Raw genomic sequence first — 16,123 nt, 5'->3', positions numbered from 1 at the left:
GCCATTGAAAAAGGCCCTCGACGGGCCTTTTTTCTGGGTGCGCTTGGGAGCGCTCAGGCGCCGGCGGCGTGCGCCTGCTGGGCCGTCTGTGCCGTTTGGGCCGCTTGAGCCGAATGGGCCTGCTGGTCGGCGTGGTAGCTGGAGCGCACCATCGCGCCGACGGCCGCATGGCTGAAGCCCATCTTGTAGGCCTCTTCCTCGAACATCTTGAAGGTGTCGGGGTGCACGTAGCGGCGCACCGGCAGGTGCGAGCCCGACGGCGACAGGTACTGGCCGATGGTGAGCATGTCGATGTCGTGGGCGCGCATGTCGCGCATCACCTGCAGGATCTCTTCGTCGGTCTCGCCGAGGCCGACCATGATGCCGCTCTTGGTGGGCACGTTCGGGTGCAGGGCCTTGAACTTCTTCAGCAGGTTCAGGCTGAACTGGTAGTCGCTGCCGGGGCGCGCTTCCTTGTAGAGGCGCGGCGCGGTTTCCAGGTTGTGGTTCATCACGTCGGGCGGCGCGGCCTTCAGGATCTCGAGGGCGCGGTCGTCGCGGCCGCGGAAGTCGGGCACCAGGATCTCGATCTGCGTCATCGGCGAGAGCTCGCGGATGTTCTTGATGCAGTCCACGAAATGCTGGCTGCCGCCGTCGCGCAGGTCGTCGCGGTCGACGCTGGTGATCACCACGTACTTCAGGCGCAGCTTGGCGATGGTCTTGGCGAGGTTCAGGGGCTCGTCCTTGTCCAGCGGGTCGGGGCGGCCGTGGCCCACGTCGCAGAACGGGCAGCGGCGCGTGCACTTGTCGCCCATGATCATGAAGGTGGCCGTGCCGTTGCCGAAGCATTCGCCGATGTTCGGGCACGAGGCTTCCTCGCACACGGTGTGCAGGTTGCTTTCGCGCAGGATCTGCTTGATCTCGTAGAAGCGCGTGGTCGGGCTGCCGGCCTTCACGCGGATCCAGTCGGGCTTCTTGAGCACTTCGCCGGTCTGCACCACCTTGACGGGGATGCGCGAGAGCTTGGCCGCCGCTTTCTGCTTGGCCAGGGGGTTGTAGGTTTCGGCGCTCTGGGCGTCGCGGACGACTTCTGTGGTGCTCATTGGTAGTTCAAGGCGCCAGGAAGGTGGTGAGCTTCTGGCTCAGCACCGTGGCGGCTTCTTCCCATGTGGTTTGGATGCCGATTGTAGAAAGGTCGACCGTTTGCAGCCCCGCGTAGCCGCAAGGGTTGATGCGCGAGAAGGGTTCGAGGTCCATGCCGACGTTCAGCGCCACGCCGTGGTAGGTGGCGTGGCGGCTCACCTTGATGCCCAGCGCGGCGATCTTGCCCAGCCCGCGAAACGGGTCGCCGGCGGGCAGCGGGCCGGTCAGCGCGGCATGGGAGAACGGGTCGTCCAGCCGCACGTAGATGCCCGGCGCGCTGGCCACGCGGTGGCCGGTCACGCCGAAATGGGCCAGCGTGCGCAGCACCGATTCCTCGATGCGGTAGACGTATTCCTTGACGAAATAGCCCGCGCGGCGCAGGTCGATCAGCGGGTAGACCACCACCTGCCCGGGGCCGTGGAAGGTGACCTGGCCGCCGCGGTCGGTCTGCACGATGGGGATGTCGCCGGGGTTCAGGATGTGGTCCTGCCGGCCCGCGATGCCCTGCGTGAAGACCGGTGCGTGCTCGCAGACCCACAGCGCGTCGGGCGTGTCCGGCGTGCGCTCGCGGGTGAACTGCTGCATGGCGGCGAAGGTGGTGGCGTAGTCGACGCGGCCCAGCAGGTGCCGTTCGATGGCGACGGTGGGGGCCTGCGCGGTGGCGTCTTCGGTGGTGTCTGTCATGGCGTGGCCTGCCGCGCGGGCAGCTTGCGGGTCTCGCCGATGGCGAGCGTGAAGAAGGCGTCGTCGGCCAGGCCCTGGGCCTTGCGGGCCGCGGCCAGGTCCCTGGGCGGCTGGTCGAGCGCCTCGTCGGTCAGCGAGAAGGTGGCCCAGTGCACGCCGAGGCTGCGCTTGGCGTGCAGGTCGCGGTGGACGCGCACGCTCTCGTCGGGGTTCACGTGCTGGTCCTTCATGAACCAGCGCGGCTCGTAGGCGCCGACCGGCAACAGCGCCAGGTCGAAGCCGCCGCCCTGCGCATTGCCCTGGCGCGGCGCGAGGCGGGCCTGGATGTCGGCGAAGTCCTTCGAGTAGCCGGTGTCGCCCGAGTAGAAGACGTGCATGCGGGGCGAGAGCAGCGCGAAGCCGCCCCACAGCGTCTGCATCCTGTCGCCGAGGCCGCGTGCGCTCCAGTGCTGCGCGGGTGTGAGGAACACCTGAACCGCTTCAGGCGTGCTGGCCGTGCTGGGTGTGCCGGACGTGTTGGACGCACCGGTGGCAATGCCCGCGCCGTTGCGCTCGATGCGAACCTGCGACGCCTGGAGCGGCCCGGCCGTGGTCGCTGGCAGCGTCACGCTGTCCCACCAGTCGAGCTCCACCGCGTTGGCGATGCCGCGCTCCGCGAGCCACGGCGCGATGCCCAGCGGCACCACGAACAGCGGCGGCCCGCCGGCCTGCGCGTTCAGCGCCTTCACGCTGCCTTCGTCGAGGTGGTCGTAGTGGTTGTGGCTGATGAGCACCAGGTCGATGTGCGGCAGGTCCTTCAGCGCGACGCCGGGCGGCTGGAAGCGCTTGGGGCCGGCGAACGAGAAGGGCGAGGCGCGTTCGCCGAAGACCGGGTCGGTCAGCACGTTGAGGCCGCCGTGGGCGACGGGCACCTGCAAGAGCACCGTGGCATGGCCGATGAAGGTGGCCGCGGGCTGCGCGGACTCGCCCGTGTTCGCCCGGATGAATGCGAGGTCGGGCGCGACCACCGGCGGCGGTGCCTCGGGCGCGGGTGGCAGGCCCTTGAACCATGAAGGCAGCTGCCAGCCGAGCAGCACGTCGGTGAAGAAATTCTTCGGCTTGAACTCGACGTAGTTGTCCTGGAAGCCCTCGGGCCGGTGGTGCTTGCGGCTGGCGTCGTAGTACGGGTTGGGCGCTGTCGTGCAGGCGGCCAGCAGGCCGCTTGCGCACAGTGCCGCCGCGGCGGACCGCCAGCGCAGGTTCAAAGCACGACCTTGACCATCGGGTGCGCGGACAGCGCGCGGTACAGGTCGTCGAGCTGCTCGCGGCTGGTGGCCGTCACCGTGATGGTCACGCCCAGGTAGTTGCCGGCCTTGCTGTCGCGCAACTCGACAGTGGTGGCGTCGAAGGCCGGGTCGAACTTCTCGGCGATCTGCGTGATGGCATGCACGAAGCCGTCGACCTTCGCGCCCATCACCTTGATGGGGAACTGCGAGGGGTACTCGATCAGCGATTCCTTGCGCGGATCGGGGACGGCGATGGTTTCGGTAGCGACAGGGGTCGTGCCGGGGGTGGTGGTGTCGGTCATGCCGGGGCTCCTTGCTTCTGTGCGTGCGTGGCGTTTTTCGCGTTCTCTGCGTTGCGTACCTTGGCCTCCTGGTAGGCCTCGTACAAGCTTTGGTAGATGGGGCCGGGACGGCCGTTGGCAATGGCCTTGCCGTCGAGCGTTACCACCGGCAGCAGTTCCTTGCTGGCCGAGGAGATCAGCAGCTCGTCGGCGGCGAACACCTCGTCGCGCGAGATGCGGCGCAGCTCGAAGGGAATGCCGCGCTCTTCGCACAGCCGCTCGAACAGGCCGTAGCGGATGCCGGTGAGCACGAGGTTGTTCTTGGGCGGGCCGATCAGCCTGCCGTTCTGCACGATCCACACGTTGCTCGACGAGGCTTCGCTGAGCCATTCGTCGCGGAACATGATGGTCTCGGTGGCGCCGGCCTCCACGCTGATCTGCCGCGCGAGCACGGCACCCAGCAGGCTGGTGCTCTTGATGTGGGCCTTCTGCCAGCGGAAGTCCGCCGCGGTCACGCAGGCCACGCCCTTGGCGCGCACGGCGTCTGCAATGGGCGGCAGCGGGTTCACCATGACGAACACCGTGGGCCGCAGGCCGCGCACCATCGCATGGTCGCGCGGGGCCACGCCGCGTGTCACCTGAAAGTACACGGACTGCGGCGCATCGCCGCCGGGCGCGACCAGGTGCGTGACAATGTCGCGCCACTCGTCGAGCGTGTGGGGGTTGTCGATCTGCAGCTCGGCAAGCGAGCGGGCCAGGCGCGCCATGTGCTCCTCGAAGCAGAAGGGCTGGCCGAAGTAGACGGGCACGTATTCGTAGATGCCGTCGCCGAAGATGAAGCCGCGGTCGAGCACGCTGATCTTGGCGTCGCGCAGGGCGGTGTATTCGCCGTCGAGGTAACAAAGCGTGGCGGGCAGGGCGTCGGTGATAGGGTGCATGCCGGAATTATGGTTGGCAGTGCATCGTCGGGTTCGCGTCAGGGAATCGGGTGCCGATTTGCATGCGCGACACGTCGGATGGCGGGAGCGCTTGGGTTTTTACTTATAATCAATGGCTTTGTAGATTCTGGGTCGTCATCCGGGCTTCATTCGAAATGAAAACAATCGCCCGACAAGACACGGAGGTCGCTGAAGACCTCGACGCAGAATTCAAGCCGTTGACCGCCGAGCAGGCGCGTGAACTGCGAGCAAAGAACCCTTCGATCTCCCCCTGGCGGGTGGTCGCGGGTCAGTTGGTTGTCGGTCTGGTGGTGGCTTTGGCCATCTGGGGACTGACGGGGAGGCAAAATCTGGGTTGGTCCGCCGCTTACGGTGCGATCGCGGTGGTTGTTCCATCGGCGGTCTTTGCACGCGGGCTGACCGGCCGGTTTTCTTCCTTGAATCCGGGCACTGCGGTGTTCGGATTCTTCCTGTGGGAAATGGTCAAGATGGCCTTGTCGGTGGCGATGCTGATCGCTGCGCCAAGGCTGATTACGGCGCTGAGCTGGCCAGCAATGCTGGTCGGCCTGGTGGTGACAATGAAGGCGGCCTGGTTGGCGGTGATGTTCTCGCCCCGGCGCCGGAAACAGAGAGACGAGTAACGGAATGGCTGCTGAAAACGCTGCGGAACATGGTCAGACCGCGGGTGAATACATCGTTCACCACTTGACGCACCTGCAAAGCTCCAAGCCTGGAGGTGTTGCGGACCTGACTGTTTTCAATTTCGATTCGCTGTTCTTCTCGATCATGCTCGGCATCCTGGGTTGCTGGCTGCTCTGGCTGGCTGCCCGCAAGGCTACTTCGGGTGTTCCCGGCCGTTTTCAAGCGGCTGTCGAACTGCTCGTCGAAATGGTCGACCAGCAGGCCAAGGGCATCGTCCACAACGCCACGAGCCGCAAGTTCGTCGCCCCGCTGGCGCTGACGATCTTCGTGTGGATCTTCCTGCTCAATGCAATGGACTTGTTCCCGGTGGATTTGTTCCCGGCGATCTGGGCCAAGATCTTCGGCATCGCCGGCGAAGACCCGCACCACGCCTACCTGCGCGTCGTGCCCACCGCCGACCTCTCGGTGACCATGGGCATGTCGGTGGCCGTGCTGCTGATCTGCATCTACTACAACATCAAGATCAAGGGCGCTGGCGGCTGGATCCACGAGCTGTTCACCGCACCCTTCGGCAACCACTGGGCGCTGTACCCCTTCAACTTCGCCATGCAGATGATCGAGTTCGTCGCCAAGACGGTCTCGCACGGCATGCGGTTGTTCGGCAACATGTACGCCGGTGAACTGATCTTCCTGCTGATCGCCTTGATGGGCGGTGCCTGGTCCATGTCGGCCACCGGCATCGGCCTGGCCATCGGCCACATCATCGCGGGCACGGCCTGGGCCATCTTCCACATCCTGATCATCACGTTGCAAGCCTTCGTGTTCATGATGCTGACGCTGGTCTACATCGGCCAGGCCCACGATCACCACTGATCATCAGTTTTCGTTTCTGTTTTTTGTTTTCTCTTCAACCAAAGTCCTCTAGGAGTCATCATGGAAGTTATTAGCTTTGTTGCACTGGCCGCCGGCCTGATCATCGGTCTGGGCGCTGTGGGCGCATGTATCGGCATCGGCATCATGGGCAGCAAGTACCTCGAGTCGGCCGCACGTCAGCCTGAACTCATGGGCGAACTTCAAACCAAGATGTTCCTGCTGGCTGGTCTGATCGACGCCGCTTTCATTATCGGCACCGGTATCGCTCTGTGGTTCGCAACGGCCAACCCGTTCCTGGCTCAGATCGCCAACCTGCCGAAGTAAGTCTTTCTCGTCGGACCTGCGTCGTCGTTCCCTAGAGCCTCTAGCGAATGGCTTCGATTCAATCCCATAGAGAGGGTGAAAAGTGAGCATTACCGGTACCCTGATCGTTCAGATGATCGTCTTCCTGATCTTGGTCGGGTTCACGATGAAGTACGTGTGGCCGCCGATCGCGAAAGCGCTGGACGACCGCGCTGCGAAGATCGCCGAAGGCCTCGCTGCCGCCGACAAGGCCAAGTCCGAGCTGACCGCCGCCAACAAGCGCGTGGAAGCCGAACTGGGCCAGGCACGCAACGAGTCCGCACAGCGTCTTGCCGACGCCGAACGTCGCGCCCAGGCCATCGTTGAAGAGGCCAAGGCCCGCGCGACCGAGGAAGGCAACAAGATCGTTGCAGCCGCACGCGTAGAAGCCGACCAGCAGGCACTGAAGGCCCGTGAAGCACTGCGCGAGCAGGTTGCCGCACTGGCCGTCAAGGGCGCAGAGCAGATTCTGCGCAAGGAAGTGAATGCAGGCGTCCACGCCGATTTGCTCGCCCGTCTGCAGACCGAACTCTGATAGAAGCCATGGCAGAACTCGCCACCATTGCACGCCCCTACGCCGAGGCGCTCTTCAAGGCGTCGTCGTCCGACGTCGCCGGAACCAGCGCCTGGCTCGAAAAGGTTGCCGCCATCGCGGCCAATCCGGAGCTCCAGCAGTTCGCCGACAACCCCAAGGCCACGGCCGAACAGGTGATCGGCGTGGTCGTCGGTGCATTCGGTGCACCGCTGGCCGCTCCTGCCCAGAACTTCCTGGCCGCGCTGCTCGAGAACGGGCGTTTTTCGGTGCTGCCGGAAATTGCGAAGCAGTTCCGGGCACTGGCCAACGCGAAGAGCGGTTCGTCCGACGCCGTGGTCTACAGCGCCTTCCCGATCGACGCGGCGGCCCTGGCCACCGTGTCGGCCGCGCTCGAAAAGCGCTTCGGCCGCAAGCTCCAGGTCACGGTCCAGCAAGAGCCGGAACTGATCGGTGGCATTCGTGTGGTGGTCGGCGACGAGGTGCTCGACACCTCCGTCAAAGCGCGCCTTGAACAAATGAAAGTTGCGCTGGCGGCCTGACGGTCTCCATCGCCTTACAAAGAAAGAAGGAAAGAGTCATGCAACTCAATCCCGCAGAAATTTCCGAACTGATCAAGAGCCGCATCGAGGGCCTCGGGGTCAGCGCCAACATCCGCAACGAAGGCACCGTGGTGTCGGTGACTGACGGCATCGTGCGCGTGCACGGCCTGTCGGATGCCATGCAGGGCGAAATGCTCGAGTTCCCGCCGAGCGCTGACGGCACGCCGTCGTTCGGCCTGGCCCTGAACCTCGAGCGCGACTCCGTCGGCGCCGTGATTCTGGGTGAATACGAACACATCTCCGAAGGCGACACCGTGAAGTGCACGGGCCGCATTCTGGAAGTGCCCGTGGGCCCCGAGCTCATCGGCCGCGTGGTGAACGCACTGGGCCAGCCGATCGACGGCAAGGGTCCGGTCAACGCCAAGCTCACCGACGTGATCGAAAAGGTCGCTCCGGGCGTGATCGCACGGAAGTCCGTCGACCAGCCCCTGCAGACCGGCCTGAAGTCCATCGACTCGATGGTGCCGATCGGCCGCGGCCAGCGCGAACTGATCATCGGCGACCGCCAGACCGGCAAGACCGCCGTGGCCATCGACGCGATCATTGCCCAGAAGGGCCAGGGCGTGACCTGCATCTACGTCGCCATCGGCCAGAAGGCTTCGTCGATCAAGAACGTGGTGCGCGCGCTGGAACAAGCCGGTGCCATGGACTACACGATCGTGGTGGCAGCTTCCGCTTCGGAATCGGCCGCCATGCAATACGTGTCGGCCTACTCGGGCTGCACGATGGGCGAGTACTTCCGCGACCGCGGCGAAGACGCACTGATCGTCTATGACGACCTGTCCAAGCAAGCCGTGGCCTACCGCCAGGTCTCGCTGCTGCTGCGTCGCCCGCCAGGCCGCGAAGCGTACCCCGGCGACGTGTTCTATCTCCACAGCCGCCTGCTCGAACGCGCAGCCCGCGTGAACGCCGACTACGTCGAAGCCTTCACCAAGGGTGAAGTCAAGGGCAAGACCGGTTCGCTGACCGCACTGCCCATCATCGAAACGCAAGCCGGCGACGTGTCCGCCTTCGTTCCGACGAACGTGATCTCGATCACCGACGGCCAGATCTTCCTGGAAACCAACCTGTTCAACGCGGGCATCCGCCCCGCCATCAACGCCGGTATCTCGGTGTCGCGCGTGGGTTCGTCGGCCCAGACGAAGATCATCAAGGGCCTGTCCGGCGGTATCCGTACCGACCTGGCGCAGTACCGTGAACTGGCTGCGTTCGCGCAGTTCGCTTCCGACCTGGACGAAGCCACCCGCAAGCAGCTCGACCGCGGTGCCCGCGTGACCGAACTGCTGAAGCAGTCGCAATACAGCCCGCTCCCGATCTCGCTGATGGGCGCGACGCTGTTCGCCGTGAACAAGGGTTTCATGGACGACCTCGACATCAAGAAGGTGCTGCCGTTCGAACATGGCCTGCATCAATTCCTGAAGTCCAGCTACGCCCCGCTGCTCGAGAAGATCGAGAAGTCCAAGGCGCTCGACAAGGAAGCGGAAGCCGAACTGACGGCCGCCGTCACCGCGTTCAAGAAGTCGTTCGCCTGATCGACGCCTTGATCGACGCAAGAAGGAGCTCTCATGGCAGCTGGTAAGGAAATCCGCGGCAAGATCAAATCGGTGGAAAACACCAAGAAGATCACCAAGGCCATGGAAATGGTCTCGGTTTCCAAGATGCGCAAGGCGCAGGAACGCATGCGCGCCGCTCGCCCCTACAGCGAAAAGATCCGCAACATCGCGGCCAACCTTGGCAAGGCGAACCCGGAGTACACCCACGCGTTCATGAAGACGACCGAGGCCAAGGGCGTCGGTTTCATCATCGTGACCAGCGACAAGGGCCTGTGCGGCGGCTTGAACACCAACCTGCTGCGTGCCGTCACGATCAAGCTGCGCGAAGCGCAGTCTGCCGGCAACGTGGTCGAGTCGGTGGCCATCGGCAGCAAGGGCCTGGGCTTCCTGAATCGCATCGGCGCCCGCGTGGTGGCCCATGTGACGCAGCTGGGCGACACGCCGCATCTCGACAAGCTCATCGGGCCTGTCAAGACGCTGCTGGACGCCTATGCCGAAGGCAAGCTGTCGGCGGTGTACCTGTGCTACACGAAGTTCATCAACACCATCAAGCAAGAGCCGATGGTGGAGCAACTGCTGCCGCTGAAGGCCGAGACGCTGCAAACCGAGTCGGGACATCATTCGTGGGACTACATCTACGAACCCGACGCGCAAAGCGTGATCGACGAGCTGTTGGTGCGCTACGTGGAATCGCTGGTGTACCAGGCCGTGGCCGAGAACATGGCGTCCGAGCATTCGGCGCGCATGGTGGCCATGAAGGCGGCGACCGACAACGCGGGCAACGTGATCAGCGAATTGAAGCTGGTCTACAACAAGACCCGTCAGGCCGGCATCACGAAGGAACTCTCCGAAATCGTGTCCGGCGCGGCCGCTGCTGCAGGCGTGTGATCAAGGCGATGCAACAGGCCGCATTGCCCGCCGGGTGCGCTCTGCGCGCCCGGTAATCCAAGGCCTACTTTTAGGGGACTCGAAAAAAATGAAGAAGATTCTTGCTCTGGTGGCCATTGCCGCCGCGTTGACCGCGTGCTCGAAGAAGGAAGACGCTCCCGCGCCCGCACCGGCTCCCGCCGCTGCGCCAGCGCCTGCTCCCGCGGCACCGGAACCCGCGGCAGCGCCGGCGGCTCCCGCTGCTTCTGCAACGGCCCCGACGGCCTCCGCCGCCGACCTGCCGCAAGAGTGCAACGACTACCTGGCCAAGGTGCAGGCATGCGTTTCTTCGCAAAGCGGTGCTGCCGCCGATGCAATGAAGTCGAGTCTCGATCAGACGAAGGCCACCTGGGCTTCGATGGGTGCCGACAAGGCTGCGCTGGGCCAGGCCTGCAAGGCTGCCTCGGACGCCTTCGCGGCGCAAGCCACGGCCATGAAGTGCTGATCTGAACCATTCAAGGGTGCCGGCCCGTCCGGCATTCTTGCAAAAGCGGCCCGTTTTGGCACCAGGACGCTTCTGCAAGAACCTGTCGCAAATTTATTGAGATCCATCCAGAAGGAAACGCCATGGCTGAAGGAAAAATTGTCCAATGTATCGGCGCCGTGGTCGACGTGGAGTTCCCGCGTGACCAGATGCCCAAGGTGTACGACGCCTTGAAATTCGAAGGCAGCGCGCTGACTCTCGAAGTCCAGCAACAGCTCGGCGACGGCGTGGTGCGTACCATTGCGCTGGGCTCGTCCGACGGCCTGCGCCGCGGTCTGATCGTGACCAACACCGGCGCGCCCATCACGGTGCCCGTCGGCAAGGCCACGCTCGGCCGGATCATGGACGTGCTGGGTTCGCCCATCGACGAACGCGGCCCGGTCAGCCAGGACCTCACCGCTTCCATCCACCGCAAGGCCCCCGCGTACGACGAACTGTCGCCTTCGCAAGACCTGCTGGAAACCGGCATCAAGGTGATCGACCTGGTGTGCCCGTTCGCCAAGGGCGGCAAGGTGGGCCTGTTCGGCGGCGCCGGCGTGGGCAAGACCGTGAACATGATGGAACTCATCAACAACATCGCCAAGGCTCACTCGGGTCTGTCGGTGTTCGCCGGTGTGGGTGAACGTACCCGCGAAGGCAACGACTTCTACCACGAGATGGCCGACTCCGGCGTGGTGAACCTCGAGAAGCTCGAAGACTCGAAGGTGGCCATGGTCTACGGCCAGATGAACGAACCCCCGGGCAACCGTCTGCGCGTGGCGCTGACCGGCCTGACCATCGCCGAGTCGTTCCGCGACGAAGGCCGTGACGTTCTGTTCTTCGTGGACAACATCTACCGCTACACGCTGGCCGGTACCGAAGTGTCGGCACTGCTGGGCCGCATGCCTTCCGCCGTGGGCTACCAGCCGACGCTGGCCGAGGAAATGGGCCGCCTGCAAGAGCGCATCACGTCGACCAAGGTCGGCTCGATCACCTCGATCCAGGCCGTGTACGTCCCTGCCGACGACTTGACCGACCCGTCGCCCGCCACCACCTTCGCCCACTTGGACTCGACCGTGGTGCTGTCGCGTGACATCGCTTCGCTCGGTATCTACCCCGCCGTGGACCCGCTGGACTCGACGTCGCGCCAGCTCGACCCGAACGTGGTCGGCGAAGAGCACTACAACGTCGCCCGCGCCGTGCAAGGCACGCTGCAGCGCTACAAGGAACTGCGCGACATCATCGCCATTCTGGGCATGGACGAACTGGCTCCGGACGACAAGCTGGCCGTGGCCCGCGCTCGCAAGATTCAGCGTTTCCTGTCGCAGCCGTTCCACGTGGCTGAAGTGTTCACGGGCTCGCCCGGCAAGTACGTGCCGCTGGCCGAAACCATCCGTGGTTTCAAGATGATCGTGAACGGCGAAGCCGACCACCTGCCGGAACAAGCGTTCTACATGGTCGGCGGCATCGACGAAGCGTTCGAAAAAGCCAAGAAAATCGCCTAAGGCGACATAGGAACTCAGATGGCAAACACCATTCACGTCGACGTGGTCAGCGCGGAAGAGTCGATCTTCTCGGGCGAAGCCAAGTTCGTCGCGCTGCCCGGTGAAGCCGGTGAGCTCGGCATCTATCCGCGTCACACGCCGCTGATCACGCGCATCCGCCCCGGCGCCGTGCGCATCGAGACGGCCGACGGCAAGGAAGAGTTCGTCTTCGTGGCCGGCGGCATTCTCGAAGTGCAGCCGAACGCCGTCACCGTGCTGTCCGACACCGCGATCCGCGGCAAGGACCTCGACGACGAAAAGGCCAACCAGGCCAAGGCGGCTGCCGAAGAAGCGCTGAAGAACGCGAAGAGCGACATCGACATCGCGATGGCGCAGTCGGAACTGGCCGTGATGGCCGCGCAGATTGCCGCGTTGCGCAAGTACCGCCAGAAGAAGTAAGAGCGGCACACGTTCTGCTTTTATAAAAAAGCCGCCTTCGGGCGGCTTTTTTGCGTCTGGGCCTTTGTCAGGGAAATCAAAACCGTCTTCGGTCTGAATATGGTCGAAGTTCAGCCTTGTCTGGCTGAAGCCCTGCCCCTAGTATTCGCGGCGAAGACAGCAAAAGAACACGGAGACATGACGCGTGGCACGTTGGAGTGGCATCACCGCCGATGAAATGCGCCTGCTGGAAACGACCTTCTGGTCGGCCGGCGGCTCGCGCCATGCCATGGCCGAACAGCTCGGCTTTTCCAAGAGCAAGGCCAACGGCCTCATCGCCGGCCTGGTCGACCAGGGCCTGCTGGCCGAAGCCGGCCTGCAACGTTCCTCGGGCGGTCGCCGCGCCGAAAACCTCCAGCTGAATGCCGCCCTCGGCGTGCTCGTGGGCATCGACATCGGCGCCACCAGCCTCGACGTGGCCGTGCTCAGCCCCGACCTGGGCGTGCTCGCCCAGCACGACGAACCCGCCGACGTGCGCGACGGCCCGGCCGTGCTGCTGGCGCGCGTGCGCACCCTCATGCGCGAACTGCTCGCGCGCTGCGGCGCCAGCGCCAAGGACGTGCTGGGCATCGGCATCGGCGTGCCCGGCCCGGTGAACTTCGAGATCGGCCAGCTGGTGAACCCGCCGCTGATGCCGGCCTGGGACAGTTTCTCGATCCGCGACTACCTGCGCGAGGACTACGCCGCGCCGGTGTTCGTCGACAACGACGTCAACCTCATGGCGCTCGGCGAGCTGTGGCGGCTGAAGCGTTCGCTGAACAACTTCCTGGTCATCAAGATCGGCACCGGCATCGGCTGCGGCATCGTGTGCCACGGCGAGGTGTACCGCGGTGCGGCCGGCTCGGCCGGCGACGTGGGCCACATCTGCGTGGACCAGGAAGGCCCGCGCTGCCACTGCGGCAACCTCGGCTGCGTCGAGGCGATGGCGGCCGGCCCCGCCATCACGCGCATGGCCGTGCAGGCGGCCGAAGCCGGCGAGAGCGCGGCGCTGGCCGAATGCCTGCGCGTGCACGGGCGCATCGACGCCATCGACGTGGGCCAGGCCAGCCGCGGCGGCGACACCGCGGCCAACGGCATCATCCAGCGCGCCGGCGGCCTCATCGGGCAGATGCTCGCGTCGGTGGTGAATTTCTTCAATCCGTCGCACGTGTTCATCGGCGGCGGCATCACGCGCATCGGGCCGCTGTTTCTCGCCGCCGTGCGCCAGAGCGTGTACCAGCGCTCGCTCGCGCTGTCGACGCGGCACCTCGAAATCCAGTACACGCCGCTGGGCATGCAGGGCGGGCTGATCGGCGCCGGCGTGCTGGCGATGCACGAAACGCTGAAGGTCCGCGGAGTGGCGCCATGAACGCAGACAACAAAGGCAACGTGAACAAGGGCAGCGTGGCCGTGGAGTTCGACGGCGTGGTGAAGGCCTTCGGCCCGGTGCAGGTGCTGCACGGCGTGAGCTTCGCGCTTTCGCCCGGCCGTGTGTACGGCCTGCTCGGCGAGAACGGCGCGGGCAAGTCCACGCTGATGAAGATCCTCGCGGGCTACGAACAGCTCACGGGCGGCGCGTTGCGCATCAACGGCCAGCCGCAGCAGTTCAGCAGCTCGCGCGACGCCGAAGCGCTGGGCATCGTGCTGATCCACCAGGAGTTCAATCTCGCCGAAGACCTGAGCGTTGCGCAGAACATCTTCCTGGGCCATGAAAAGAAGAAGGGCTGGCTGCTCGACGACGTGTCGATGGAACGCGACGCCGCCGCCGCGCTCGCGGCCGTCGGCCTGCAGGTCGAGCCGCGCACCAAGGTGCGCAAGCTCATCGTCGCGGAGAAGCAGCTGGTGGAAATCGCGAAGGCCATCGCCCGCCGCGCGCGCCTGCTCATCATGGACGAGCCCACCGCCACGCTCACGCCCGGCGAGACCGAGCGCCTGTTCAAGCTCATCGCGCAGCTGCGCGCCGACGGCGTGACCATCGTCTACATCTCGCACAAGCTCGACGAGGTGGAGCAGGTGACCGACGAGGTCATCGTGATGCGCGACGGCCGCTTCGTCGCGCGCTCGCCCACGCCGGAGGTCACGCGCCACCAGATGGCCAACCTGATGGTGGGCCGCGAGCTGGCCGACCTGTATCCGCCGCGCGACCTCGTCGTGGCCGCGGACGCACCCGCCATGCGCGTGCGCAATTTCAACGTGCCCGGCTGGGCGCAGGACGCGAGCTTCGAGGTGCGCCCCGGCGAGATCCTCGGCTTCGCGGGCCTCGTGGGCGCGGGCCGCACCGAACTCTTCGAAGGCCTGCTCGGCCTTCGCCCCGCGAGCGGCAAGGTCGAGATGCTCGGCAAGCCCGTGCCCGGCGCCGGGGGCTGGCGCAACCCGCGCGACGCGGCCAGGCACGGCCTCACGTACCTCAGCGAAGACCGCAAGGGCAAGGGCCTGCACGTCAACTTCGGCCTGCGCCAGAACCTGACGCTGATGGCGCTGGAGCGCTACGCCCAGCCCTGGCTGCAGCCCGAGGCCGAGCGCGGCGCGCTGGCCGAAGCGGTGAAGGACTACGGCATTCGCACCGGCTCGCTCGAGGTGAAGGCCTCGTCGCTGTCCGGCGGCAACCAGCAGAAGCTCGCGCTCGCCAAGGTGCTGCAGCCGCAACCGAAGGTGGTGGTGCTCGACGAGCCCACGCGCGGCGTGGACGTGGGCGCCAAGCGCGACATCTATTTCCTGATCCAGCGACTCGCCCGCGAAGGGCTCGCGGTGATCGTTGTCTCGTCCGAGCTGATGGAGCTGATCGGCCTGTGCCACCGCGTCGCGGTGATGCGCGCGGGCAGGCTGGTTGCCACGCTGGACGCGGACCGTCTCACAGAAGAGGAGCTCATCGCTCATGCCACCGGAACAGCAGACACCCCCATCGACACCGCGGCCTGAAGCCGCGCAACCGCTGCAACAGCCGCAGCACCGCAGCGAGGCCAAGCCGCGCTGGACCGAGCGCCTGCACGGCCTCGGCCCGGTCATCGGCCTGGTGCTGCTGTGCATTGCCGGCACGCTGCTCAACGGCGACTTCGCCACGCTGGACAACGCGATGAACGTGCTCACGCGCACTGCCTTCATCGGCATCATCGCGGTGGGCATGTGCTTCGTGATCATCTCGGGCGGCATCGACCTGTCGGTGGGCTCCATGGCCGCGCTCATCGCGGGCAGCGTGATCATGTTCATCAACTGGGCCGGGCCCGCGTCGGGCTCGCCGCTGCTGGCGGTGGTGATGGGCGCGGTGCTGGCCATCGTGCTGGGCGCGGTGTTCGGGCTGGCGCACGGGTTGCTCATCACCAAGGGGCGCATCGAGCCCTTCATCGTGACGCTGGGCACGCTGGGCATCTTTCGCGCGTACCTCACCTACTTTGCCGACGGCGGCGCGCTCACGCTCGACAACGACCTGTCGGACCTGTACGCGCCCGTGTACTACGCGAGCCTGGCGGGCATTCCGGTGCCGGTGTGGGTGTTCGTGATCGTCGCGATCATCGGCGGCGTCATCCTGAACCGCACGGCCTACGGACGCTACGTGCAGGCGATCGGGTCGAACGAGCAGGTGGCGCGCTACGCGGCGGTGGACGTCGACCGCGTGAAGATCCTCACCTACGTGCTGCTCGGCGTGTGCGTGGGCATTGCCACGCTGCTGTACGTGCCGCGCCTGGGCTCTGCGTCGCCCACGACCGGGCTGCTGTGGGAGCTCGAGGCGATTGCCGCGGTGATCGTCGGCGGCACCGCGCTGAAGGGCGGCGCGGGCAGCATCACCGGCACGGTGGTGGGCGCCATCCTGCTCTCGGTCATCAGCAACATCCTGAACCTCACCAGCATCATCAGCGTGTACCTGAACGCGGCGGTGCAGGGCTTCGTGATCATCATCGTGGCGTTCCTGCAGCGCGGCAGGCGCTAGGCGCTTCGGTTCG

18 protein-coding genes are annotated in these 16,123 nt (G+C 65.5%); 13 read left to right on the top strand and 5 right to left on the bottom strand.

Going from position 1 to position 16,123, the window contains the following annotated elements; translation table 11 throughout:
- Positions 1 to 53: 53 nt before the first annotated feature.
- The 5 genes from lipA to AB6807_RS08510 form a co-directional block, all read right to left on the bottom strand.
- Positions 54 to 1,082 (bottom strand): lipoyl synthase, encoded by a 1,029-nt coding sequence (lipA, locus tag AB6807_RS08530; protein WP_371084242.1) that lies wholly within the window; start codon positions 1,080 to 1,082, stop codon positions 54 to 56.
- 7 nt (positions 1,083 to 1,089) lie between these two features.
- Positions 1,090 to 1,707, bottom strand: coding sequence for a lipoyl(octanoyl) transferase LipB (lipB, locus tag AB6807_RS08525; RefSeq protein WP_371084713.1), 618 nt, complete (start codon positions 1,705 to 1,707; stop codon positions 1,090 to 1,092).
- A 95-nt stretch (positions 1,708 to 1,802) separates the two neighbouring features.
- Entirely contained in the window at positions 1,803 to 3,050 is a 1,248-nt protein-coding gene (locus AB6807_RS08520; RefSeq protein WP_371084241.1) for an MBL fold metallo-hydrolase, read from the bottom strand.
- Positions 3,047 to 3,373 carry a YbeD family protein gene (locus AB6807_RS08515; protein ID WP_116913537.1) on the bottom strand — a complete coding sequence of 109 codons (327 nt, stop codon included), beginning with the start codon at positions 3,371 to 3,373 and terminating at the stop codon, positions 3,047 to 3,049. The genes AB6807_RS08520 and AB6807_RS08515 overlap by 4 nt, the downstream gene beginning before the upstream one ends.
- On the bottom strand, positions 3,370 to 4,290 hold the full coding sequence (locus AB6807_RS08510) for a D-amino acid aminotransferase (RefSeq protein WP_371084240.1): 921 nt from the start codon (positions 4,288 to 4,290) through the stop codon (positions 3,370 to 3,372). The genes AB6807_RS08515 and AB6807_RS08510 overlap by 4 nt, the downstream gene beginning before the upstream one ends.
- 155 nt (positions 4,291 to 4,445) lie before the next feature.
- On the opposite strand from AB6807_RS08510, the gene AB6807_RS08505 reads away from it, so the two are divergent.
- From AB6807_RS08505 to AB6807_RS08445, 13 genes are all read left to right on the top strand, one after another.
- Complete coding sequence (locus AB6807_RS08505) at positions 4,446 to 4,931, top strand: ATP synthase subunit I (RefSeq protein ID WP_371084239.1); 486 nt, start codon at positions 4,446 to 4,448, stop codon at positions 4,929 to 4,931.
- 4 nt (positions 4,932 to 4,935) lie between these two features.
- The gene (gene atpB, locus AB6807_RS08500) at positions 4,936 to 5,805 is read left to right on the top strand and encodes a F0F1 ATP synthase subunit A (protein ID WP_371084238.1); all 870 of its coding nucleotides are present in this window, start codon (positions 4,936 to 4,938) and stop codon (positions 5,803 to 5,805) included.
- A gap of 60 nt (positions 5,806 to 5,865) precedes the next feature.
- Positions 5,866 to 6,129, top strand: coding sequence for a F0F1 ATP synthase subunit C (gene atpE, locus AB6807_RS08495; RefSeq protein WP_007830191.1), 264 nt, complete (start codon positions 5,866 to 5,868; stop codon positions 6,127 to 6,129).
- An 82-nt stretch (positions 6,130 to 6,211) separates the two neighbouring features.
- A complete protein-coding gene (locus AB6807_RS08490; protein ID WP_081266099.1) occupies positions 6,212 to 6,682 on the top strand; it encodes a F0F1 ATP synthase subunit B in 471 nt (156 codons plus the stop codon).
- Between the two features lie 8 nt (positions 6,683 to 6,690).
- The gene (locus AB6807_RS08485; RefSeq protein WP_116913533.1) at positions 6,691 to 7,221 is read left to right on the top strand and encodes a F0F1 ATP synthase subunit delta; all 531 of its coding nucleotides are present in this window, start codon (positions 6,691 to 6,693) and stop codon (positions 7,219 to 7,221) included.
- 38 nt (positions 7,222 to 7,259) lie between these two features.
- Positions 7,260 to 8,813 (top strand): F0F1 ATP synthase subunit alpha, encoded by a 1,554-nt coding sequence (gene atpA / locus AB6807_RS08480; RefSeq protein ID WP_116913532.1) that lies wholly within the window; start codon positions 7,260 to 7,262, stop codon positions 8,811 to 8,813.
- 33 nt (positions 8,814 to 8,846) lie between these two features.
- Complete coding sequence (gene atpG / locus AB6807_RS08475; RefSeq protein WP_116913531.1) at positions 8,847 to 9,722, top strand: F0F1 ATP synthase subunit gamma; 876 nt, start codon at positions 8,847 to 8,849, stop codon at positions 9,720 to 9,722.
- Between the two features lie 88 nt (positions 9,723 to 9,810).
- Positions 9,811 to 10,206 (top strand): hypothetical protein, encoded by a 396-nt coding sequence (locus AB6807_RS08470; RefSeq protein ID WP_371084237.1) that lies wholly within the window; start codon positions 9,811 to 9,813, stop codon positions 10,204 to 10,206.
- A 122-nt stretch (positions 10,207 to 10,328) separates the two neighbouring features.
- Positions 10,329 to 11,729, top strand: a complete 1,401-nt coding sequence (atpD, locus tag AB6807_RS08465; protein ID WP_116913529.1) for a F0F1 ATP synthase subunit beta — start codon at positions 10,329 to 10,331, stop codon at positions 11,727 to 11,729.
- An 18-nt stretch (positions 11,730 to 11,747) separates the two neighbouring features.
- Positions 11,748 to 12,167 carry a F0F1 ATP synthase subunit epsilon gene (locus AB6807_RS08460; RefSeq protein ID WP_116913528.1) on the top strand — a complete coding sequence of 140 codons (420 nt, stop codon included), beginning with the start codon at positions 11,748 to 11,750 and terminating at the stop codon, positions 12,165 to 12,167.
- A gap of 217 nt (positions 12,168 to 12,384) precedes the next feature.
- Positions 12,385 to 13,554 carry an ROK family protein gene (locus AB6807_RS08455; protein ID WP_371084712.1) on the top strand — a complete coding sequence of 390 codons (1,170 nt, stop codon included), beginning with the start codon at positions 12,385 to 12,387 and terminating at the stop codon, positions 13,552 to 13,554.
- A complete protein-coding gene (locus tag AB6807_RS08450) occupies positions 13,551 to 15,104 on the top strand; it encodes a sugar ABC transporter ATP-binding protein (RefSeq protein ID WP_371084236.1) in 1,554 nt (517 codons plus the stop codon). Before AB6807_RS08455 ends, AB6807_RS08450 begins: the two co-directional genes overlap by 4 nt.
- Positions 15,061 to 16,110, top strand: a complete 1,050-nt coding sequence (locus AB6807_RS08445; RefSeq protein WP_371084235.1) for an ABC transporter permease — start codon at positions 15,061 to 15,063, stop codon at positions 16,108 to 16,110. Before AB6807_RS08450 ends, AB6807_RS08445 begins: the two co-directional genes overlap by 44 nt.
- Positions 16,111 to 16,123 lie beyond the last annotated feature (13 nt).

It is taken from the genome of Variovorax sp. RCC_210 (assembly GCF_041355175.1).
Classification (GTDB): domain Bacteria; phylum Pseudomonadota; class Gammaproteobacteria; order Burkholderiales; family Burkholderiaceae_C; genus Variovorax.
Note: the sequence above shows the minus strand (reverse complement) of the source record. Positions and strands in the feature narration are given on the sequence as shown.

What these genes read in the sequence shown, in the direction of transcription:
- lipA (WP_371084242.1), bottom strand. Translation starts at nt 1,082, where the DNA reads ATGAGCACCACAGAAGTCGTCCGCGACGCCCAGAGCGCCGAAACCTAC.
- lipB (WP_371084713.1), bottom strand. Translation starts at nt 1,707, where the DNA reads ATGCAGCAGTTCACCCGCGAGCGCACGCCGGACACGCCCGACGCGCTG.
- AB6807_RS08515 (WP_116913537.1), bottom strand. Translation starts at nt 3,373, where the DNA reads ATGACCGACACCACCACCCCCGGCACGACCCCTGTCGCTACCGAAACC.
- AB6807_RS08510 (WP_371084240.1), bottom strand. Translation starts at nt 4,290, where the DNA reads ATGCACCCTATCACCGACGCCCTGCCCGCCACGCTTTGTTACCTCGAC.
- AB6807_RS08505 (WP_371084239.1), top strand. Translation starts at nt 4,446, where the DNA reads ATGAAAACAATCGCCCGACAAGACACGGAGGTCGCTGAAGACCTCGAC.
- atpB (WP_371084238.1), top strand. Translation starts at nt 4,936, where the DNA reads ATGGCTGCTGAAAACGCTGCGGAACATGGTCAGACCGCGGGTGAATAC.
- atpE (WP_007830191.1), top strand. Translation starts at nt 5,866, where the DNA reads ATGGAAGTTATTAGCTTTGTTGCACTGGCCGCCGGCCTGATCATCGGT.
- AB6807_RS08485 (WP_116913533.1), top strand. Translation starts at nt 6,691, where the DNA reads ATGGCAGAACTCGCCACCATTGCACGCCCCTACGCCGAGGCGCTCTTC.
- atpA (WP_116913532.1), top strand. Translation starts at nt 7,260, where the DNA reads ATGCAACTCAATCCCGCAGAAATTTCCGAACTGATCAAGAGCCGCATC.
- atpG (WP_116913531.1), top strand. Translation starts at nt 8,847, where the DNA reads ATGGCAGCTGGTAAGGAAATCCGCGGCAAGATCAAATCGGTGGAAAAC.
- AB6807_RS08470 (WP_371084237.1), top strand. Translation starts at nt 9,811, where the DNA reads ATGAAGAAGATTCTTGCTCTGGTGGCCATTGCCGCCGCGTTGACCGCG.
- atpD (WP_116913529.1), top strand. Translation starts at nt 10,329, where the DNA reads ATGGCTGAAGGAAAAATTGTCCAATGTATCGGCGCCGTGGTCGACGTG.
- AB6807_RS08460 (WP_116913528.1), top strand. Translation starts at nt 11,748, where the DNA reads ATGGCAAACACCATTCACGTCGACGTGGTCAGCGCGGAAGAGTCGATC.
- AB6807_RS08455 (WP_371084712.1), top strand. Translation starts at nt 12,385, where the DNA reads ATGCGCCTGCTGGAAACGACCTTCTGGTCGGCCGGCGGCTCGCGCCAT.
- AB6807_RS08450 (WP_371084236.1), top strand. Translation starts at nt 13,551, where the DNA reads ATGAACGCAGACAACAAAGGCAACGTGAACAAGGGCAGCGTGGCCGTG.
- AB6807_RS08445 (WP_371084235.1), top strand. Translation starts at nt 15,061, where the DNA reads ATGCCACCGGAACAGCAGACACCCCCATCGACACCGCGGCCTGAAGCC.